This window comes from Streptomyces sp. NPDC031445, from assembly GCF_055581365.1.
This window is the reverse complement of sequence record NZ_JBVIJO010000006.1, coordinates 79,789-98,907: the sequence shown is the minus strand read 5'-3', so window position 1 is coordinate 98,907 and position 19,119 is coordinate 79,789. Positions and strand designations below refer to the sequence as shown.

Annotated in this window: 18 protein-coding genes; 6 read left to right on the top strand and 12 right to left on the bottom strand. The window is 74.4% G+C overall.

What is annotated here, in order from left to right; translation table 11 throughout:
- Positions 1 to 14: 14 nt before the first annotated feature.
- From ACZ5DC_RS17730 to ACZ5DC_RS17695, 8 genes are all read right to left on the bottom strand, one after another.
- The gene (locus tag ACZ5DC_RS17730; RefSeq protein WP_468653697.1) at positions 15 to 1,403 is read right to left on the bottom strand and encodes an aldehyde dehydrogenase family protein; all 1,389 of its coding nucleotides are present in this window, start codon (positions 1,401 to 1,403) and stop codon (positions 15 to 17) included.
- Between the two features lie 156 nt (positions 1,404 to 1,559).
- Complete coding sequence (locus ACZ5DC_RS17725) at positions 1,560 to 2,231, bottom strand: class F sortase (RefSeq protein ID WP_468653695.1); 672 nt, start codon at positions 2,229 to 2,231, stop codon at positions 1,560 to 1,562.
- Complete coding sequence (locus ACZ5DC_RS17720; protein WP_468653693.1) at positions 2,218 to 2,898, bottom strand: hypothetical protein; 681 nt, start codon at positions 2,896 to 2,898, stop codon at positions 2,218 to 2,220. The genes ACZ5DC_RS17725 and ACZ5DC_RS17720 overlap by 14 nt, the downstream gene beginning before the upstream one ends.
- 102 nt (positions 2,899 to 3,000) lie before the next feature.
- The gene (locus ACZ5DC_RS17715; protein WP_468653691.1) at positions 3,001 to 4,239 is read right to left on the bottom strand and encodes an MFS transporter; all 1,239 of its coding nucleotides are present in this window, start codon (positions 4,237 to 4,239) and stop codon (positions 3,001 to 3,003) included.
- Positions 4,240 to 4,255: 16 nt separating this feature from the next.
- Positions 4,256 to 5,665, bottom strand: a complete 1,410-nt coding sequence (locus tag ACZ5DC_RS17710; RefSeq protein ID WP_468653689.1) for a CitMHS family transporter — start codon at positions 5,663 to 5,665, stop codon at positions 4,256 to 4,258.
- A gap of 124 nt (positions 5,666 to 5,789) precedes the next feature.
- The gene (locus ACZ5DC_RS17705; protein ID WP_468653687.1) at positions 5,790 to 8,021 is read right to left on the bottom strand and encodes a molybdopterin-dependent oxidoreductase; all 2,232 of its coding nucleotides are present in this window, start codon (positions 8,019 to 8,021) and stop codon (positions 5,790 to 5,792) included.
- 172 nt (positions 8,022 to 8,193) lie between these two features.
- Positions 8,194 to 8,811 (bottom strand): TetR/AcrR family transcriptional regulator, encoded by a 618-nt coding sequence (locus tag ACZ5DC_RS17700; RefSeq protein WP_468653685.1) that lies wholly within the window; start codon positions 8,809 to 8,811, stop codon positions 8,194 to 8,196.
- 420 nt (positions 8,812 to 9,231) lie between these two features.
- A complete protein-coding gene (locus tag ACZ5DC_RS17695) occupies positions 9,232 to 9,753 on the bottom strand; it encodes a hypothetical protein (RefSeq protein ID WP_468653683.1) in 522 nt (173 codons plus the stop codon).
- 150 nt (positions 9,754 to 9,903) lie between these two features.
- On the opposite strand from ACZ5DC_RS17695, the gene hmgA reads away from it, so the two are divergent.
- The 3 genes from hmgA (at position 9,904) to ACZ5DC_RS17680 (ending at position 13,305) form a co-directional block, all read left to right on the top strand.
- On the top strand, positions 9,904 to 11,250 hold the full coding sequence (gene hmgA, locus ACZ5DC_RS17690) for a homogentisate 1,2-dioxygenase (protein ID WP_468653681.1): 1,347 nt from the start codon (positions 9,904 to 9,906) through the stop codon (positions 11,248 to 11,250).
- Between the two features lie 46 nt (positions 11,251 to 11,296).
- On the top strand, positions 11,297 to 12,043 hold the full coding sequence (locus ACZ5DC_RS17685; RefSeq protein ID WP_468653679.1) for a GntR family transcriptional regulator: 747 nt from the start codon (positions 11,297 to 11,299) through the stop codon (positions 12,041 to 12,043).
- 107 nt (positions 12,044 to 12,150) lie between these two features.
- Positions 12,151 to 13,305: a type ISP restriction/modification enzyme gene (locus tag ACZ5DC_RS17680; protein ID WP_468653677.1), complete on the top strand. Its 1,155-nt coding sequence runs from the start codon at positions 12,151 to 12,153 to the stop codon at positions 13,303 to 13,305.
- A 165-nt stretch (positions 13,306 to 13,470) separates the two neighbouring features.
- On the opposite strand, the gene ACZ5DC_RS17675 is transcribed toward ACZ5DC_RS17680, so the two are convergent.
- On the bottom strand, positions 13,471 to 14,181 hold the full coding sequence (locus ACZ5DC_RS17675) for a TetR/AcrR family transcriptional regulator (protein WP_468653675.1): 711 nt from the start codon (positions 14,179 to 14,181) through the stop codon (positions 13,471 to 13,473).
- A gap of 63 nt (positions 14,182 to 14,244) precedes the next feature.
- Between ACZ5DC_RS17675 and ACZ5DC_RS17670 the strand changes: the two genes are divergently transcribed.
- From ACZ5DC_RS17670 to ACZ5DC_RS17660, 3 genes are read left to right on the top strand one after another with little or no spacing between them, the layout of a single operon-like run.
- Positions 14,245 to 15,201, top strand: a complete 957-nt coding sequence (locus ACZ5DC_RS17670) for an ATP-binding cassette domain-containing protein (RefSeq protein ID WP_468653673.1) — start codon at positions 14,245 to 14,247, stop codon at positions 15,199 to 15,201.
- Positions 15,198 to 15,977: an ABC transporter permease gene (locus ACZ5DC_RS17665; RefSeq protein ID WP_468653671.1), complete on the top strand. Its 780-nt coding sequence runs from the start codon at positions 15,198 to 15,200 to the stop codon at positions 15,975 to 15,977. Before ACZ5DC_RS17670 ends, ACZ5DC_RS17665 begins: the two co-directional genes overlap by 4 nt.
- A 47-nt stretch (positions 15,978 to 16,024) precedes the next feature.
- Positions 16,025 to 17,221, top strand: coding sequence for a CaiB/BaiF CoA transferase family protein (locus ACZ5DC_RS17660; protein ID WP_468653669.1), 1,197 nt, complete (start codon positions 16,025 to 16,027; stop codon positions 17,219 to 17,221).
- Positions 17,222 to 17,261: 40 nt separating this feature from the next.
- Here the strand turns inward: ACZ5DC_RS17660 and ACZ5DC_RS17655 are convergent, their stop codons facing one another.
- From ACZ5DC_RS17655 to ACZ5DC_RS17645, 3 genes are all read right to left on the bottom strand, one after another.
- The gene (locus ACZ5DC_RS17655) at positions 17,262 to 17,531 is read right to left on the bottom strand and encodes a hypothetical protein (protein ID WP_030650094.1); all 270 of its coding nucleotides are present in this window, start codon (positions 17,529 to 17,531) and stop codon (positions 17,262 to 17,264) included.
- A gap of 126 nt (positions 17,532 to 17,657) precedes the next feature.
- The gene (locus ACZ5DC_RS17650) at positions 17,658 to 18,485 is read right to left on the bottom strand and encodes an anti-sigma factor (RefSeq protein WP_468653667.1); all 828 of its coding nucleotides are present in this window, start codon (positions 18,483 to 18,485) and stop codon (positions 17,658 to 17,660) included.
- On the bottom strand, positions 18,482 to 19,075 hold the full coding sequence (locus ACZ5DC_RS17645) for a sigma-70 family RNA polymerase sigma factor (protein ID WP_468653665.1): 594 nt from the start codon (positions 19,073 to 19,075) through the stop codon (positions 18,482 to 18,484). The genes ACZ5DC_RS17650 and ACZ5DC_RS17645 overlap by 4 nt, the downstream gene beginning before the upstream one ends.
- Positions 19,076 to 19,119 lie beyond the last annotated feature (44 nt).

The following is a 19,119-nucleotide window of genomic DNA, read 5'->3' as shown; positions in this document are numbered from 1 at the left end:
GGGTGCGCGACTCCTCAGAACTGGAGGGACTTGGTCTGGAGGTACTCGGCGAGTCCGTGCGCGCCCAGTTCCCGGCCGACGCCGGACTGCTTGTAACCGCCGAAGGGCGCGAGGGGGTTGAACCGGCCGCCGTTGATGTCGACCTGGCCGGTGTCCATGCGGCGCGCGAAGGCCACCGCCTCGGCCTCCTCGGCGGCCCAGACGGCGCCCGCGAGGCCGTACACCGTGCCGTTGGCGATGCGCAGGGCGTCGTCCTCGTCGTCGTACCGCAGGATCGACAGGACCGGGCCGAAGATCTCCTCCTGGGCGATGGTCATGTCGGGGGTGACGTCGGCGAAGACCGTCGGGCTGACGAACCAGCCGCGCTCGCGCGGGGATTCGGGGCCGCCCGCGACGAGGCGGGCGCCCTCGGCGACGCCCTTCTCGATGTAACCGCGCACCCGCTCCTGCTGCTTGGCGCTGACCAGCGGTCCGATGCGGTCGCCGTACTTGGCGGCGGCGGTCGCGGCGAGTTCGACGGCCTCGGCGTAGCGGTCGCGGTGGACCAGCATGCGGGTCCAGGCGCTGCACGTCTGACCGGAGTTGGACATCACGTTGGCGACACCGACGTTCACCGCCCTGGCGAGGTCGGCGCTCGGCAGGATGACGTTGGCGGACTTGCCGCCGAGTTCCAGGGCGACCTTCTTCACGGCCGCGCCGGCCACCGCGCCGATCCGCCGGCCGACCGCCGTGGAGCCGGTGAAGGAGACCAGGTCCACGCCCGGGTGCTCGGCGAGGGCCTGTCCGGCGACCGGGCCGAGACCGGTGACCAGGTTGAACACACCGGCCGGCACGCCCGCCTCGTGCACCGCCTCGGCGAACAGCTGGGCGGTGAGCGGGGTGTCCTCGGCCGGTTTGACGACGATCGCGCAGCCGGCGGCGAGGGCCGGGGCGACCTTGGCGACGATCTGGTGGAGGGGGTAGTTCCAGGGGGTGATGGCGCCGACCACGCCGATCGGCTCGTGCAGCACCGTGGAGTTGCCGACCTTCTCCTCGAAGGCGTGCGCGGCGGCCAGCTCGGCGTAGGAGCCCGCGACCGCGATCGGCACGGCCGCGTGCACGGCCTGGGAGAACGGCAGGGGCGAGCCGAGTTCCGCGGTGACCGTCTCGGCGATCTCGTCCTTGCGGGCCGCCAGGGCGTCCCGGAGGGCGGCCAGGCGCGCGGCGCGTTCGGCCGGGGGCGTGGCGGCCCAGGCGGGGAGCGCGGCCCGCGCGGCGCGTACGGCGGTGTCGACGTCCAGGGCCGACGCGGCCGGGACCCGCGCGATGACCTGCTCGTCGGCGGGGTTGACGACCTCGGTCTCGTCCCCGCTCCCGGCGGGGCGCCAGGCGCCGTCGATGTACAGGCCGTCGTGTGCCTTCATTGCTGTGTCCTCCCGGCGGGTCCGCGTCGTCCGGCACACAAACTAGCGATGATAGTTTTCTTGCGCCAGACATTCCCGGTCAGCGGACGTCACGGACATCATCACGGAAGGGACCGGCCGGTGCGGGAACGGCGCCCGCACCGGCCGGTCCACCGGTCACCTGGTCGCCGTCAGATGGGCGAAGACCACCACGTTGCTGGTGTAGCCGGTCCGCCGGCTGAACAGGCCACCGCAGGTGAGCACCCGCAGTTCGGGGCGCCCGGTCGGGCCGTAGACCTCCTCGTCGGGGAAGCCGGCCTTGTCGTAGACCTTCACCCGGTCGACGGAGTAGACGGCGACGCGGCCGTCCGCCCGCCGGACCTCGACGGTCTTGCCGGGCTTGACCTGGGCGAGGCCGGCGAAGACGGCGGGGCCGGTGCGGGTGTCGCGGTGACCGACGGCGACGGCGGTGCCGGCCTCGCCGGGCGTGGGGCCGCCCTGGTACCAGCCGACCAGCTGCGGTCTGTCGACGGGCGGAGTCTCCAGCTCCCGGTTCCGTTCCAGGCGGAGCGGGGTGACCGGGGCGTCGATGCCCAGGGAGGGGACGCGGAAGGATGTCGGCCGGGACCGGGGCAGCGGGCGGGGCGGCGGCGCCGGCGGGGCGGCCGGACCGACCCGGGCGGACTCCGTGCCGGCCGCCACGGCGTGCGGACCCGGCCCTGCCGCCCCGCCGCCCGGTCCGCAGCGCGACCCCACCGTCACCAGGACGGACACCAGCAGGGCCGTCCTGGCCAGGCGGTAGGCGCGGGTGCGGTACCAGGGCCTGCGCCGGCGCCTACGCGGCGCCATGGGGCCGCCGGCGGACCAGCCGGACGTACACGACACCACAGACGGCGATCAGGCCCACGGCGCCCGCGGCGGCCACCGGGGAGTAGGCGGCGGCCGTGTCGATGAGACCACCGCCGCCCGCGTGCACCCCTCCCCTGGGGCCGTTCTGGTCGTCCTTGCCCCAGGACGCGTCGCTGTCGTGCCGGCCGTCGGAGATCTGTCCGCCCGGCCCGTGCTCACCCTCGTGACGCCCGTCCTTGCAGTTGACGTGGAAGACCTTCTCCTTCAGGGCGGCGGGGGTGCCCACGAGCCAGCTGATCTTGTACTGGCCGTCCGAGAGGCCGAGCGGGTCCGTGTGCCCGGCGCCCCCGGCGAGCGGGATGGTGCCGGCGACGGTGGCGGCGGCGGGGAGCGGGGGCTGCGGGGTGATGGTGTAGGCGATGGCGGTGAGCGTGTCGAAGTTGACGGCCTCCAGATAGAACCGGCACACCACGGGATCGTCCTTGGCCGACCCCACGAGCGGCGTCCCGTGGAGGTGGCGCTCGTCGTGAATCCTGATGTCGCCGTTCTCCCCCTGGGCCGCCGCGCTCGGCGCCGCCACCCATGACGCGCCCGCCGCGGCGAGGGCGGTGAGGACGACTGTGGCGCCCGCGCGGGGGCCGACGGCACGTGGGGTCATGGTGGGCATGCGCACTCCTCCGAGTTCAGACGATTTTCATACAAATCGCTCGTTCGCCTGGACTCTCCTTCATGGGCCGCGCGGCCCAGGGCACTGACGCCCGACGCGCCGTCAGAGATCGCTCGTGCGGCGCAGTCCCGGACGCTTCGGCCGCTTTCCGGTCACCCGTCCGGGCGACCCCCCGGGGCGGCCCGGCGAGCGCGGCGCCACGGCCGACGACACCAGCAGCAGCGCCCCCAGCATCACGAACGGCGCAGCCACGCCCGCCGCACCGGCGACCAGACCGGCGGCGGCCGGGGCGGCGACCTGGCCCAGCCGGTTGCCGGTCAGCCGCAGGGCGAGCGCGGTGGAGCGGGCCTCGGCCGGCGCGGCCTGCACCACCGTCGTCATCGACAGCGGCTGGCCCACGCCGAGGCAGAAGCCGAGGACCGTCAGCATCGCGCCGAGGGTCCACACCGGCACCGGCAGCGCCACCCCCGCGCACAGCAGGGCCGCCAGCAGGCAGGTCACGGTGAGCAGCGCGGGCCGGCCGAGCAGCCGCAGCAGCGGGGTGAGGACGAGCCGGCAGGCGATGGTGGCGCCCGCCCGGAGACTGAGCAGGACGCCGATCACCGAGGGCGCGATCCCCCGGTGTTCGCCGACCACCGGCAGATAGGCGGTGAGGATGTCGGTCGCGGACAGCACCGACAGGCTGATCAGCATGCCCGCGGGCACGCCCCGGGCGCGCAGGATGCCGCCGACCGGCACCCGCCCGCCGCCGCGCGCGCGGGAGCCCCCGGCCGTACGGTCCTCGACGCGCCACAGCGCGGTGAACGCGAGCGCCGCGCCCGCGCCCGCCACGACGAGGGCGAGGGCGCTGCTGCGGGCCAGGCCGGGGCCGCCGATGAGGGCGCCCGCGGCGACGGGTCCGATGAGCTGGCCGAGGGAGGCGCCGATGGTGAAGTGGCCGAAATTGCGGTCCTGTTCGTGCGGCGCGGACTGCCGGGCCACCAGCGACTGGGCGCCGATCACGAAGCAGAGGTGGCCGAGTCCCATCACCCCGCTCCACAGGGCCATCGCCCACAGCGAGCCGGCGAGCCCGCTGAGCGCGCAGCCGGCCGCGATGAGGACGACACCGGCCGGCAGCAGGGGCGCGCAGCGGCCGCGGTCGGTACGGCGGCCGAGCGGTACGGCGGCGAACAGCGGCAGCAGCGCGTAGACACCGGCGATGACGCCGACCGCCCGTCCGTCCGCACCGAGCGCGAGGGCCCGGTAGGAGACGGCGGGCCGGGCCATCGACACCGCCCCCTGCGCGCAGCCGAAGGCGATGACGAGGCGGAGCAGCCAGCCGCGGTTCCCACCGGGCCCCATGATGTCCTCCAGGGGGTCAGACGATGCCGAACAGGACGCCGGCGCCGAGGACGACGAGCGAGGTGAGCACGGCCCACTTGACCACGAACCGGGTGTGGTCGCCGAACTCCACCTTGGCCATGCCGACCAGGACGTACACGGCCGGGACGAGCGGGCTGGACATGTGCAGGGGCTGGCCGACGATCGAGGCGCGGGCGATCTCCACCGCGGAGACGCCGTGCGCCTGGCCCGCCTCGGCGAGCACCGGCAGGATGCCGAAGTAGAAGCCGTCGTTGGACATGAAGTACGTCAGCGGGATGCTCAGCACGCCGGTGACGAGGGCCATGTGCGGGCCCATGCCGTCGGGGACGTTGCCGACCAGCCACGCCGCCATGTGGTCGACCATGCCGGTGCCCTGGAGGACGCCGGTGAAGACGGCGGCGGCGAAGACCATGCCGGAGACGTTGAGGACGTTCTCGGCGTGGGCGGCGATCCGGGCCTTCTGGTCCGGCATGTGCGGGAAGTTGACGGTCAGGGCGAGGGCGGCGCCGAGCAGGAACAGCACCGGGATCGGCAGCCACTCCATGATCATGGCGGTGAGCAGGACGACCGTGAGCAGCGCGTTGAACCAGTAGAGCCCGGGGCGCAGGGTGGGGCGGTCCGGGTCCAGGCCCTGGAAGCCCTCGTCCCCGGGCTCGTCGGGCAGGTCCGCACCCGGGCCGGAACCGCCGGCCCTCCGCACGTCCCCGCCGGCCCTCCGCACGTCCTTGCCCGCACCGGAGCCGACCAGCACCGTCTCGGTCTCCTCCACCAGCACCTCGTCCAGCGTCAGCACACCGAGCCGCTTGCGCTCGCGGCGGCCGAGGACGTAGGAGAGTGCGAAGACGAACAGCAGGCCCGTCGCGAGGGCCGGGATCATCGGCACGAAGATGTCGCCGGCGTCGAGTTTCAGCGCGGTGGCGGCACGGGCGGTGGGGCCGCCCCACGGCAGCGTGTTCATCACGCCGTTGGCCATGGCGGCGACGCCGGTCATCACGACCAGGGACATCTTCAGGCGCTTGTACAGCGGGTACATCGCCGAGACGGTGATCATGAAGGTGGTGGAGCCGTCGCCGTCCAGGGAGACGATCGCGGCGAGGACCGCCGTGCCGACCACGATCCGCAGCGGGTCGGCCCTGCAGAAGCGGAGGATGCCCCGCACGACCGGGTCGAAGAGGCCGACGTCGATCATCACACCGAAGTAGACGATCGCGAACATGAGCATCGCCGCGGTGGGGGCGAGGCCGGTGACGCCGTCGATGACGTAGTCGCCGAGCCCGGCGCCCTTGCCCACGAACACGCAGAACAGCGCGGGTATGAGCACGAGCGCCGCGATCGGCGACATCTTCTTCAGCATGATCAGGACCAGGAAGGTCGCGATCATGGCGAAGCCGAGGATGGTCAGCATGGATGGATACCTAACGTTCGCCCTTGAACATCCCGCCTGGGGGCCGGCGGTGCGATGACGTTAGGTCCGCGCGAACGGCGTCAACAAGATGTCGACGTGCGAGCAATAAGCGCGAAAGTCCAGGTCACGGCAGTGCGACGAGTTCGACGGGTACGCCGTTGAGGACCACGTTGCCCGACAGCGGGTCGAGCACGCTGCCGTCGAGCAGTTGGTTGACGTTGACGCCGGGGTCGGTGGAGGCGTGGCCCAGCCGGGTGCCGGGCCGGTCGTGGCCCCAGCCGTGCGGCAGGCTCACCACACCGGGCCGGACGCCGTCGGTGACCTCGGCGGGGGCCACCACCTCTCCCCCGGCGCCCTTGACGCGGACGTCCGCGCCGTCCCGGACGCCGAGGCGGGCCGCGTCCTCGGGGTGGACGTGCACGGTGCAGCGGTTGCTGCCGCCGGTGAGCGCGGGCACGTTGTGCATCCAGCTGTTGTTGGAGCGCAGATGGCGGCGGCCGACGAGGACGAGGCCCGCGGGCCGCTCGCGCAGGGCCGCGCGGAGCCGGGGCAGGTCGCCGGCGATGGGCCCGGGCAGCAGTTCGACCTTGCCGCTGCGGGTCCTCAGCGGCTGCGGCAGGCGCGGGCGCAGCGGGCCGAGGTCGATGCCGTGCGGGTGGGCGAGCAGCCTCTCCAGGGTCAGCCCGTCGGGGCGGGCGCCGAAGCCGTCGCCGTACGGGCCGAGGCGCAGCATCAGGTCGAGCCGCCGCTCGGGGCCGTTGTCACCGGTCAGCAGGGCGGCGAGCTCGTGCGGATCGCGCCCGTGCACCGGCCCGTGCGCGTCCTGGACGGCCTTGCCGAGGGTCTGGTCGATCACCATCGCGTCGACGGCGGCGGGGTCGGCGCCGTGCATCCCGCCGGCCGCCAGGACCAGCCGGGCGAGGATCTCGGTCTCCGCCATCCGGCCGGGCTCCAGCGGGACGGCGGGGCGGGTGTAGCGGACCTGGTTGCGCACGGCCAGGGTGTTGAAGGCGAAGTCGTGGTGCGGGCTCTGGGAGGGCGGGGGCGGGGGCAGCACGACGTGGGCATGGCGCGAGGTCTCGTTGAGGTACGGGTCGACGCTGACCATGAAGTCCAGGGAGTCCAGGGCCTTGTCGAGCCGGTCGCCGTCGGGCGCGGAGAGCACGGGGTTGGCGGCGACGGCGATCAGCGCGCGCACGGGCGTCCCCTGGTCGGTCGCGGTGTCGATCTCCTCGGCGAGCGCGGCGAGCGGCAACTCCCCCTTCGCCTCCGGGTGTCCGCTCACCCGGGAGTGCCAGCGGCCGAGCGCGAAGCCGCGGCCAGGGCCCGCCGGGCGGGGCGTCCTGTCGGTGGCGGCCTGCGGGAAGAGCGCGCCGCCGGGCCGGTCCAGGTTGCCGGTGAGGACGTTGAGGACGTCGACCAGCCAGCTGGCCAGGGTGCCGTGCGGGACGGTGCAGCTGCCGATGCGGGCGTAGACGGCGGCGGCCGGGGCGGCGGCCAGGTCGCGGGCGAGGGCGCGGATGACGCCGGCGTCCAGGTCGCAGGCGGGGGCCGCGGCCTCGGGGGTGAAGTCGCCGAGCGCGTCGCGCAGTTCGTCCAGCCCCTGGACGTGCGGGGCCAGGTGCCGCAGGTCGACGAGGTCCTCCGCGAAGAGGGTGTGGGCCATCGCGGCGAGCAGCAGGGCGTCGGTGCCGGGGCGTATCGCCAGGTGGCGGTCGGCGAGCTTCGCGGTGCGGGTGCGGCGCGGGTCCACGACGGTCAGCCGGCCGCCGCGCGCCTTGAGCGCCTTGAGCCTGCCGGGGAAGTCGGGCGCGGTGCACAGACTGCCGTTGGACTCCAGGGGGTTGGCCCCGATGAGCAGCAGGTGGTCGGTGTGGTCGAGGTCCGGCACCGGGATGGCGCCCGCGTCGCCGAACAGCAGCCCGCTGGAGACGTGCTTGGGCATCTGGTCGACCGTGGAGGCGGTGAACAGGCTGCGGGTGCGCAGGGCGCCGAGCAGGACCTGCGGGTAGAGGCCGCCGGCCACGGTGTGCACGTTGGGGTTGCCGAGGACCACGCCCACGGCGTCCGGGCCGTACCGCTCCGCCACCGGGCGCAGGCCCGCGGCGACCGCGTCGAAGGCCTCCTCCCAGGTGGCCTCGCGCAGGCTGCCGTTCTCCCGGACGAGCGGGGTGCGCAGCCGGTCGGGGTCACCGTCGACGGCGCCGAAGGCGGCGCCCTTGGGGCAGATGAACCCCTTGCTGAACACGTCGTCCCGGTCACCGCGGGCGCCGGTGACGCGGGCGCCCTCGACGGTGAGGGTCAGCCCGCAGGTGGCCTCGCACAGGGGGCAGATTCGCAGGGCGGTGCGGGACACGGGTCCTCCCGGAGGGGTCGGCGACGGGGTCGCCCACGCACGTGCGGGCGGACCGGCTGCGCCGAGCATACCGACCGGTATGCACGGAGGGGAGGCCCTGCGCGGCCCCGCCTGCCCCGGCGGTCGTTCCGGCCCGGCACCGGCCGTGCGGGACGCTCCGGCCGGCCCCGGCTCAGTCCAGCACGCGTCCCAGGTACGACCGGAGCAGTTGCCGGGTCTCCGTGATGATCGCCTCGTCGCCCTGCGGATCGACCCGGAAGGCCAGCTGGACCAGGGTGTCGGCGCTCTCCACGGCGACCAGGAACACCCGCCGCAGGTCCGCGTCCGGGGTGCGGCCGACGTAGCCGGCGAGCAGGTCGGTGAGCCGGTCGGCGACCCGGGTGTTGGGCTCGGTGTGACGGGTGCCGACCGGTATCTGGTTGCCGAAGTCCACCAGGGAGAAACCGGGCGCCGTGCGCTTCATGCCCAGGTACTCGTCCAGGACGGCGTCCATGGCGGCCCGCCAGTCCCCCTCGCCGGCCTTCTTCAGCCGCCCGGTGACCCGCTCGACGTACCGTTCCAGGTTGCGCTGGGCGAGGGCGTCGGCCATCTGCCGCTTGTTGCCGAAGAAGCGGTAGACCGAGCCGATGGGCACGCCGGCGCGCTGGGCGACCGCGCGTGTGCTCAGGGCGTCGTAGCCGACCTCGTCGAGGAGTTCGGCGCAGGCGTCCAGGATCCTGGTCAGCCGTTCGGCGCTGCGCCGCTGGACGGGCGCGCGGCGGAGCGATGTCGCGTGGGGCACGGGCTTCATGATGCCTTTCCGCCGGGATCCGGTGAACCTCCCCCCACAGTACGGAGACAGGTGGCCCTTGCACTCATTCGCCGGCGGAGGCGGGATGCCGGTGCTCCTCCTCCGCCGAGGGGGGCGAGGGGCCGGCGACCGAGGTCCGCCGGGGGCGCAGGGTTGCGTGACCGCCGTCCGCCGATGGCGCAGGCCGCCGTCACCGCCGCCCGCCGGTGGCGCACGGTTCCGCGACCGCCGCCCGCCGGGGCGCAGGCCGCCGTCACCGCCGCCCGCCGGTGGCGCACGGTTCCGCGACCGCCGCCCGCCGGGGCGCAGGCTGCCGTCACCACCGTCCACCGGTGGCGCACGGTTCCCGTCACCGCCGCCCGCCGGGGGCGCGAGCCGCCCTGACCGCCGTCCGTCGGTGAGGGCGGCGCCGGCCGGCGCTCAGCCCCGGCCCGTCTCCGCGCCGGACACCGTGATGTCGGCCGTGCTCTGGACCGGCTTGCCGCGGACGGCCCACACCGTGCCGTCGTCGGCGTACAGGCGGACGGTGATCTGGTGGGTGCCGTGCGGGACGCGGCCGGCGGCCAGGTGGTACGTGGGGGCGCGCAGCCGTGCGACCCGGCGGCCGTCGACGAACAGGTGAGCCAGCCCCCGGCCGATGGCCGCCGCGGGCCGGGTACCGGGCGGGGAGAGCCGGAAGTGACGGAGGGTCAGCCGTACGTCCCAGCCGCCGGCCGAGTCCGGGGTGACCTCGAAGGCGACCTCGGGGGCGTTCAGCGGGGCCACCTCGCGCAGGTTCCGGCCGGTCTCGTCGGTGCCGTCCAGCACCTTCCCCACGGGTGACGGCGGGACGGTCGCCCCGCCGCGCGCCTCACCGCTGGTGCAGGCCGCCGCTCCGAGCGGCAGCAGGACGCCCACCGCGAGCGCGGCGAGGGCCCCACGCGTCCACTTCGTCCACGACATGACCGGGAGCGTAGAACAGCGCGGCGGCGCTCCGGATCCCCCTGAAGTCTGGTTCCAGCCCTACCCCGCAGGGAGGACGGCGACCCTCTTGCGCGGACCCCCGCTCATTCCTACGGTGATGCATAGGAATCGGGAGCACAAGGAGCGATCATGAGCGATGGGGGCACCTCCCGCGCGAGCGTGTTCGAGCGCGGGGGAGGACGCAAGACCGCCGAGGGGCTGGCGTATCTGACCGGGTTCGGCAACGAACACGCCTCGGAGGCGGTGCCGGGCGCCCTGCCCGAGGGCCGCAACTCGCCGCAGCGCGCGCCGCTGGGCCTGTACGCCGAGCAGCTGAGCGGTACGGCGTTCACCGAGCCGCGGGCGCACAACCGGCGCTCCTGGCTCTACCGCGTCCGCCCCTCGGCCGCCCATCCGGCGTTCACCCGCGCCGGCAACGGCGCGATCCGCACGGCGCCCTTCACCGAGGCGGTCCCCGACCCCAACCGGCTGCGCTGGAACCCGCTGCCGGAGCCCCCGGCCGGCACCGACTTCCTGGCCGGCCTGTGGACGCTGGGCGGCAACGGCGACGCGACCCAGCGCACCGGCATGGCCGTGCACCTGTACCACGCCAACGCCTCGATGGAACGGGTCTTCTCCGACGCCGACGGCGAGCTGCTGGTCGTGCCCGAGCGCGGCGGACTGCTGCTGCACACCGAGTTCGGCCGCCTCCACGCGGAGCCGGGCCATGTGGCGCTGATCCCCCGCGGAGTGCGCTTCCGTGTGGAGCTGCTCGACGAGTCGGCCCGGGGCTATGTGTGCGAGAACTATGGGGCGCCCTTCCGGCTGCCCGACCTGGGCCCGATCGGCGCCAACGGGCTCGCCAATCCCCGCGACTTCCGGGCTCCGGTGGCGGCGTACGAGGACGTCGAGGGGCCGGTGGAGGTGGTGAACAAGTTCTGCGGCAACCTCTGGACGGCGACCTACGACCACAGCCCCCTGGACGTGGTCGCCTGGCACGGCAACCATGTGCCGTACGTCTACGACCTGCGCCGCTTCAATGTGATCGGCACCATCTCCTACGACCACCCGGACCCGTCCGTCTTCACGGTGCTGACCTCGCCGTCGGACACCCCGGGCCTGGCCGGCGTGGACTTCGTGGTCTTCGCGCCGCGCTGGCTGGTGGGCGAGGACACCTTCCGGCCGCCGTACTTCCACCGGAACGTGATGAGCGAGTACATGGGCCTGATCGAGGGCGCCTACGACGCCAAGGCGGAGGGCTTCGTGCCCGGCGGCGGCTCGCTGCACAACATGATGTCGGCGCACGGGCCGGACCGGGAGACGTTCGACCGGGCGAGCGCGGCCGAACTGGGGCCGCAGAAGATCGACGACGGACTGGCGTTCATGTTCGAGACCCGCTGGCCGGTGACCCTCACCCCGCAGGCGGCGGGCGCCGACCACCTCCAGCAGCACTACGACGACGTGTGGCGGGGACTGGAGCGGCACTTCCGGGGGTGACCGCCGCCGTTGCGCCGAACGTTCTCCGCCAGGTACGGATAGCCGCGTGACCTCCTTCGCCCCGGATTCGATCGTCCTGAACCGCAAGCTGCCGCTGTGGTACCAGGTGTCGCAGTCGCTGCGCGCCTCGATACTGGGCCGCTCCCCCGAGGCCCCGCTGCGCCTGCCCACCGAGGAGCGGCTGGCGGAGCACTACGGGGTGAGCGTGCTGACCATGCGGCAGGCACTGAAGGAACTGGAGGACGAGGGTCTGATCAGCCGGCACCGGCGGCGCGGCACGTTCATCGAGCCCGCGGCGCGGCGCGGGGCCCCGGTCCGGCTGCTGGGCTCGGTGGACGCGATCGTGGCCCAGCAGTCCGGGATGACGACGGAACTGCTCGGCCACGGCAGCGTGCCGGTGCCCGCCGGGCTCGCCGAGCACTTCCCGGATCTCGCGGAGGTGGCCGCGTACCACCGGCTGCGCAGCGACGAGAAGACCGGTGAGCCGACCAACCACGCCGTCAACCACATCCGCCCCGAACTGGCCGAGGGCATCGACCCGGACGACCTGGTCCGCTGGCCGATGACCAAGGTGCTGCGGGACGTGGTGAAAGCGGACATCAGCCGGATCACGGACACCGTGGAGGCCCGGCTCGCCGACCCGGAGACGGCCCGGCTGCTCGAAGTGCCGCTGCTCAGCCCGATCCTGCACTACACCGGGGTGACCTACGACAGCGAGGGGCGGGTGCTGGACGTGGCGGTCATCCACTACCGGGGCGACCGCTTCTCGTTCACCGTCACGCTCGACGCGTAGGCGCTCCGCCGGCTCGGCCGGGCGGGGCCGTCCGTCGTCCGCGGGGCCCCTCGCGGTGGGTCGCGCCGTTCCTCGTGCCCCTCCGGGGCGCCACCCGCTGTCGTAGCATGCCGTGCGTGACGCACGACGACGCTCCGCTGCTGGCGGACCTCATGCCGTGGTCCGTCGCACCGTTGCGGCCGGGCCGCTCCTGGCCGACGGCACCGGACCCGGCCTCGCTCAGGGCCCGCTGGGACGCGTTGCTGAAGGCGGGAGGCGCGGACCGGGAGGCGCTGTTCGAGCCCACCCGCGCCCGCACGCTCCAGTCGGCGGTGGGCCAGCTGCCCGGTTCCCCCGCCGGCACCGAGCGGCTCGCGCGCGCCGCGGGGCCCTGCCCGGAACCGGTGCGGGTGCTGGCCGCTCCCTTCGACGAGCAGTGGCTGATCCCGGACCACCGGCTGATCGACACGGCCCGCCCGGAGCTGTGGCGGGTGGCGGACGCGCACCAGGTGTTCACGGTCGAGACGGGCGACGCCGGCGTCCCGCTGCTGGCGACCGCGCTGCTGCCCACCCTGCGCCCGGGCCGCGTCCGCCCGCTCTACCGCCGCCCCGGCGGCACGGAACCGAACCTCGCCCCCGGCCTGCTGGACCACCTGGCGGCCCGGCTGGGCACGCGGCCCTCGGCACCGGACGTGCTGGCCTGGATCCTGATGGCGGCCGGCCCCGGCCTCGCCGTCCCGCTCACCGACGACCCCGGCCTGTGGGCGTCCGGCGTGGAGAGCGGCCGCCGGGCACTGTGGCTGATGCGCCGGGACGGCGAGCGCCCCAGGCTGCCGGGCGGGCGGCGCCCGTACGTCCGCGCGCCCCTGCCGGGCCGTCCGCTCACCGTGCACTACGACCGCGACGAGGAGACCCTGCACCTGGACGACGGCCGTATCTCGCCCGTCCCGCCCGAGGCCTGGGACTACGAGGTGGCCGGGGTGCGGGTGCTGGAGAACTGGTTCGCGGCGCGCACCGCGCCCGGGGAGCCGGGCACGCTCGCCGCGATCCGTCCCGCGGTCTGGCCGCAGGCCTGGACGTCGGAGCTGCTGGAGCTGATCACGGTCCTCGCCCTGCTGGCGGAACTGCGCTCGACGCGGGACGAGATGAAGGTGACGTCACCGGTCACGGCGGCCGAGCTGCGCGAGGCGGGCGTACTGCCGGTGCCGGAGTCCTCCCGCCGCCCCGCCTCGGTCCTCGACCACCACGAGGAAGGCCCGGACGGGCAGTTCGCACTGCTCTAGCCACCGTCACCGACCGTCCCCGATCCGGCACCGCGCAGGCGGGAGCGCGACGGCACCCCCGGCACCTGCGGACGACGAGCCACCCCGCCCCTACCGCGCCCCCCAGGGGGCGCGAGGAACGGCGCGACCGGCCACCCACGGTCCGCAGCCGCCACGCCCGCCCGGCTAGCGCGGCGCGAACGCGTCGAGGACCCGCTCCACCATCCGCTCGAACACCGCCTCCAGATCGATCGGCCCCGAGTCCTCCGCGAACGCCGCCGCCATGCGCGGATAGGCGCCGGATGCGATCTGGCGGCCCAGGTACGCGGTGCGGACCGCGTTCTCCTCGTCCTGCGACCACGGCAGGGCCCGCACCCGCTCGGCGGTGTCGAGTTCGTTGCGGACGTAGGCCGTGACCATGCCGTTCAGCATCGCGATGAACTCCATCTTGGTGCCGTACGCGGCCTCCAGCGGGTCCAGGCAGGCCAGGCAGTGCTCCAGGTAGCGCAGGGCGTGCGGGCTGAAGCCGTAGACGGGGGACATCAGGCGCGGCAGCCACGGATGCCGGCGCATCAGCTCACGGGTCTGGCGGGCCACCCGGCGCATGTCGCCGCGCCAGTCGCCGCCGGGCTCCCACAGCTCGTGCTCCGCGCCGACGGCGTCCACCATCAGCTCGTACAGGTCCTCCTTGCGGGGGACGTAGTTGTACAGCGACATGGTGCCGCAGCCCAGCTCGGCCGCGACGTGCCGCATGGACACCGCGTCGAGCCCTCGCGCGTCGGCGATCCGGACGGCGGCGGCGGCGATGTCGTCGCGCGTGTACGCCGGTTTCGGACCGCGGCCGGTGCGCTCGGGGCGCGCCCAGATCACTTCGGGGACGGCCCCTCGGACTGCCATCGCTCATCACCTCGGTCACCATCGTAGTTACGTACGCCGTACGTAGTGCGGTACGGTGTCGGCATGACAACTACGTACGCCGTACTTAGTGAAGGTCTGGAGAAGCGCTTCGGGGCTGTGCGTGCCGTGCGCGGGCTCGATCTGGCCGTGGCCGAGGGCACGGTCTGCGGGCTGCTGGGCCCCAATGGGGCGGGGAAGACGACGGCGGTCCGGCTGCTGACCACGCTGCTGCGCCCGGACGGGGGCTCGGCGCGGATCGCCGGGCACGATCTCGTGCGGGAGGCGGCGGCCGTGCGGCGCCGGATCGCGGTCACCGGGCAGTACGCCTCCGTCGACGGGGACCTCACCGGCCGGCAGAACCTGCGGCTGTTCGCCCGGCTGCTCCGGGTGCGCGGACCGGCCGCCCGCGCCGACGAACTGCTGGAGCGCTTCGGGCTGACCGAGGCGGCGGACCGGAAGGCGGCGGCGTACTCGGGCGGCATGCGGCGCCGGCTGGACCTCGCCGCGAGCCTGCTGCGCCGTCCCGACGTGCTCTTCCTGGACGAGCCGACCACCGGGCTCGACCCGGCCAGCCGCGCCCGCATCTGGCAGGCGGTGCGCGAGCTGAAGGCGGACGGCACCACCGTGCTGCTGACCACCCAGTACCTGGAGGAGGCCGACCGGCTCGCCGACGACATCGCCCTGGTGGACCGGGGCCGGGTCGCCCACACCGGCTCGCCCGCCATGCTGAAGGCGCTCATCGGGTCCCATGTGGAGGCGGTGGTCGCGGACGCCGGCGCGCTGACCCGGGCGGCGGCCGTGCTCGACCGGCTGACCGGCAGGGAGCCCGTGTTCGACCGTGAGCGCCGTGCGGTCGGCGCGGTCACCACTGATCCGACGCTGACCCTGCCCCGCCTGGTGCGCGAACTCGACGCGGCCGGCGTGCCGTTGCTGGACGCCGGCATCCGGCCGCCCACCCTCGACGACGTCTTCCTGCGGCTCACCGGTGAGTCGGCCGGCCCTGAGGAGCGTGCCGCGTGAGCGCGTTGGCGTACGACGGACTGGCGATGGCGGGCCGGCAGCTGCGCCGGGTCCGCAACAACCCGGGCCTGGCGGTCCTGACCCAGCTGATGCCGGTCAACATGCTGCTGTTCTTCGGCTACGTGTTCGGCAGCGCCCTGGCGGTGCCCGGCCGCGAGTACCGCTCCTTCCTGGTGCCCGGGCTGCTCGTCGCCACGGCCGCCGGCGGACTGATGACCGGCATGTTCCAGGCCGCCCAGGACACCCACCGGGGGGTGACGGACCGGTTCCGCACGATGCCGGTGAGCCGGGCCGCCGTACCGCTCGGGCAAGCCGTCGCCGACCTGCTCGTCACGGCCGTCGGGACGGTGCCGCTGCTGCTGACCGGGCTCGCGGTGGGCTGGCGGATCGAGGGGTCCGCGGCCGAAGCGGCCGGTGCCGTGGGCCTGCTGCTGCTCTTCCGGTTCGCCTGCACCTGCGCCGGGATCCTGCTGGGCCTGCTGTCCCGCAGCGAGGAGGCCGCCGGGCAGCTCGGCGCCGCCTCCTTCGTGCTGCCGCTGCTGTCGAACGCGTACATCCCGACCGGCGACCTGCCCCACTGGCTGCGCGTGCTCGCCGAGTGGAACCCGATCAGCGCGGTGACCACCGCCCTGCGGGACCTCTTCGGCAACGCGCCCGTCCCGGAGGGCGCCGCCTGGCCGGTGGCCCACCCGGTCGCGGGGGCGCTGGCGTGGAGCCTCGCCCTGACCGCGCTGTTCCTGCCGCTGACCGTGCGCGGGTACGCGCGGGCCGAGTGAGTCCGCACTGCTGACAGAGCCGCCGGTCAGGGGAGATCATCCACCCCATGGATCACCTCCCGCTGCCGCTGGACGGCATCACCGTCGTCGCCGTCGAACAGGCCGTGTCAGCGCCCTTCGCGACCCGGCAGCTCGCCGACCTGGGGGCCAGGGTCATCAAGGTGGAGCGGGTCGACGGCGGCGACTTCGCGCGCGGCTACGACACCGCCGCCCGCGGCCTCGCCTCGCACTTCGTGTGGTGCAACCGCGGCAAGGAGTCCATCGCGCTGGACCTGAAGGACCCGCGCGGCCTGGACGTCGTACGGCGGCTGGTCGCGGACGCGGACGTGTTCGTGCAGAACCTCGCGCACGGCGCGGCGGCCCGGCTCGGCCTGGACGCGGCCACCCTGTGCGCCGCGCACCCGCGGCTGATCGCCGTGGACATCTCGGGCTACGGCGGCTCGGGACCGTACACGGACAAGCGGGCGTACGACATGCTCGTGCAGTGCGAGGCGGGGCTGGTGTCGGTGACCGGGACGCCCGGGCAGCCGGTGAAGGCGGGCATCCCGGCGGCGGACATCGCGGCGGCCATGTACGCCTTCTCCGGGGTGCTGGCCGCGCTCGTGCGGCGCGGGACGACCGGGCGGGGCGGGCCGGTGGAGGTGTCCATGCTGGAGGCGCTCGCCGAGTGGATGGGCCATCCGCTGCACCACGCGCTGCACGGCGGTGAGCCGCCGGCCCGCACCGGACTCGCGCACGCCGTGATCGCGCCGTACGACGCCTATCCGACGGCGGACGGCGGACGAGTGCTGCTGTCGGTGCAGAACGACCGGGAGTGGCGGCGGCTGGCCGAACAGGTCCTGGGGCGCCCGGACCTGGCCACCGACCCTGCGTACGCGACCAATGCCGCGCGGGTGGCGCACCGCGAGGAGACCGACGCCCTGGTGGCGGGGGCGCTGGCGGTGCTGGACGCCGGGGAGGCGCTGGCCCGGCTGGAGAAGGCGGGCATCGCCTGCGCCCGGCTGCGGGATCTGCACGAACTGGCGGAGCATCCGCAGCTGGCGGCCCGGGAGCGGTGGCGTCAGGTGGGGTCGCCGGCCGGGCCGCTGAAGGCGCTGCTGCCCCCCATCACGCTGCCGAGCGGGGACGAGGCACGGATGGGTGACGTGCCCGCTCTCGGACAGCACACCGGAGCGCTGCTGCGTGCCGTGGGGATGACGGACGACGAGATCGCAGCGCTGCGCCGGGACGGTGTGGCGGCCTGAGCGCGGGCACCCCTGCTCGGGTCGGGGCCCTGCGGTGCGGTCAGTGACCGCCGAACAGCGACCGGCGCAGCCGGCGCAGCGGCGCGAAGAGGGAGACGCGGCCGATCCGCGTGCCCCGGTCACTGCGCTGGTGCACGGAGTCGCGCGCCGTCAGCTCCCGCATCAGCGAGGTCGCCTCGACCGTCTCCCGCTGCGGTATGGCGGGACCCGCCAGCACCGACAGATGGCGGTCGAGCCGCGAACTGGTCGCACTGCTCCCGCAGGTGATCGCAGGGACCCTGGCCCTGCTGCGCACTGTTATCTGCTCCATGTCACTCCCCACCCGTACGAGTCCACCCGGCCCGGGCAGGGTAACCCTATCGCCCCGGTGAGGCACGCGTGTATCTCGGCCACAGGATTCACCTTCCCCGTAAGGTGGTTGATCATCCGCCTTTGACTACTCTCCGAATCCGACCGATTTCAGGGTGAGTTGGACAATGGGCTGACCAGTGGGTTGAGCTGACCCACCGTCAGGCTCGACGGTCACGGCGAGTGACGTCGAGGCGGCGTCGAGACCCTTGGCGACCAAGGGCGTGTCGCCCGCCAGGAGCCCCAGGGAGCGCGGTCGCACCCGGGGACGCATGAGCCAGAGCTGGTGCACGCGCCCGCCGGACGGGGTGCCGTATCCGCTGAGGGTGACGACGGCTTCCCGCTCGGAGGCGGAAGCGATTACTCCGATACCGCGGCCGCGCGCGTCCCCGCCGCTCACCGCGCGGGCGTCCGGAGCGGCCAGAACGTGGGCGATCTCACGTGCCCGGACCCGCTCGGCGGCCAGCCGGTCCTCGGTGCGATGGGCCTGGACCGCGAAGAGGGAGGCGACGACGAGCGCCGCGGCGGCCGTGACCGTGGCGAACGGGACGAGGAGGGGGCGGCGCGTGCGGGACGCACGGGCACGGCCCGGCGGGGGCTGGGCGCCCCAGACGTGCGGCGGCAGCCGGGGCGTCCGCTCCCGGGCGCCCGCGCGGCCGCGCGCCGGCTCCTGCCGGGTGGTGCGGACGGCGGCCAGGACCCGGTCGCGCAGGGCGGCGGGCGCCGGGGCCGCCGTCGACCAGGCGAGGCGGACCGCGTCCTCGGCCAGCTCCCGCACGTCGGCGGCGCACCGGTCGCAGCCCGCCAGGTGCTTCTCGAAGCGGCGGCGCTCGCCCGGCTCCAGCGCGTCGAGCGCGTAGGGCGCGGCGAGGGAGTGCCGGTCCTCGCGGCGCAGCAGCGTGCCGAGGATGCTCATGCGGCGCCTCCCAGGCACTGGCGCAGCCGGGTGAGTCCGTCGCGCATCCGCGTCTTGACCGTGCCGAGCGGCAGCGCGAGCCGCTCGGCCACCTCACGGTAGGTGTATCCGTCGTAGTAGGCCAGGGTCACCGACTGGCGCTGCAGGGCCGTGAGCCGGTTCAGGCAGCGGCGCACCCACTCGCGTTCCAGGCCGGCCTCGACCTCCTCGGCGACCTGGTCGAACGCGGGCTCCCCGGCGCGCAGGGCCTCGCGCTGCTCGCGTTCGCCGGCCGCGCGGGCACTGCGCACCCGGTCGACGGCGCGGCGGTGGGCGAGGGTGAGGATCCAGGACAGGGCGCTGCCCCGCGCGGGGTCGAACCGAGCGGCGGAGCGCCACAGTTCGAGCAGCACCTCCTGGGCGACCTCCTCGGACTGTGCGGGGTCCCGCACCACCCGTCGCACCAGGCCGAACACCGGCCCGGAGACCAGCCCGTACAGCTCCTCGAACGCCCTGTGGTCGCCGCCGGCCACGAGCACCAGCAGCTCGTCCGCCTGTGTGCGGGTCCCCTCTCCGTGGCCGCAGCCGGCTCTTCCTCGCGCACCGCGCATCCGCACCGTGACACACCTCCCCGAGGGGGTACGGATCAGCGGGC

Excerpts from the sequence above, each read along its gene's own strand:
- ACZ5DC_RS17730 (WP_468653697.1), bottom strand. The coding sequence starts at position 1,403 with ATGAAGGCACACGACGGCCTGTACATCGACGGCGCCTGGCGCCCCGCC.
- ACZ5DC_RS17725 (WP_468653695.1), bottom strand. The coding sequence starts at position 2,231 with ATGGCGCCGCGTAGGCGCCGGCGCAGGCCCTGGTACCGCACCCGCGCC.
- ACZ5DC_RS17720 (WP_468653693.1), bottom strand. The coding sequence starts at position 2,898 with ATGCCCACCATGACCCCACGTGCCGTCGGCCCCCGCGCGGGCGCCACA.
- ACZ5DC_RS17715 (WP_468653691.1), bottom strand. The coding sequence starts at position 4,239 with ATGGGGCCCGGTGGGAACCGCGGCTGGCTGCTCCGCCTCGTCATCGCC.
- ACZ5DC_RS17710 (WP_468653689.1), bottom strand. The coding sequence starts at position 5,665 with ATGCTGACCATCCTCGGCTTCGCCATGATCGCGACCTTCCTGGTCCTG.
- ACZ5DC_RS17700 (WP_468653685.1), bottom strand. The coding sequence starts at position 8,811 with ATGAAGCCCGTGCCCCACGCGACATCGCTCCGCCGCGCGCCCGTCCAG.
- ACZ5DC_RS17695 (WP_468653683.1), bottom strand. The coding sequence starts at position 9,753 with ATGTCGTGGACGAAGTGGACGCGTGGGGCCCTCGCCGCGCTCGCGGTG.
- hmgA (WP_468653681.1), top strand. The coding sequence starts at position 9,904 with ATGAGCGATGGGGGCACCTCCCGCGCGAGCGTGTTCGAGCGCGGGGGA.
- ACZ5DC_RS17680 (WP_468653677.1), top strand. The coding sequence starts at position 12,151 with ATGCCGTGCGTGACGCACGACGACGCTCCGCTGCTGGCGGACCTCATG.
- ACZ5DC_RS17675 (WP_468653675.1), bottom strand. The coding sequence starts at position 14,181 with ATGGCAGTCCGAGGGGCCGTCCCCGAAGTGATCTGGGCGCGCCCCGAG.
- ACZ5DC_RS17670 (WP_468653673.1), top strand. The coding sequence starts at position 14,245 with ATGACAACTACGTACGCCGTACTTAGTGAAGGTCTGGAGAAGCGCTTC.
- ACZ5DC_RS17660 (WP_468653669.1), top strand. The coding sequence starts at position 16,025 with ATGGATCACCTCCCGCTGCCGCTGGACGGCATCACCGTCGTCGCCGTC.
- ACZ5DC_RS17655 (WP_030650094.1), bottom strand. The coding sequence starts at position 17,531 with ATGGAGCAGATAACAGTGCGCAGCAGGGCCAGGGTCCCTGCGATCACC.
- ACZ5DC_RS17650 (WP_468653667.1), bottom strand. The coding sequence starts at position 18,485 with ATGAGCATCCTCGGCACGCTGCTGCGCCGCGAGGACCGGCACTCCCTC.
- ACZ5DC_RS17645 (WP_468653665.1), bottom strand. The coding sequence starts at position 19,075 with ATGCGCGGTGCGCGAGGAAGAGCCGGCTGCGGCCACGGAGAGGGGACC.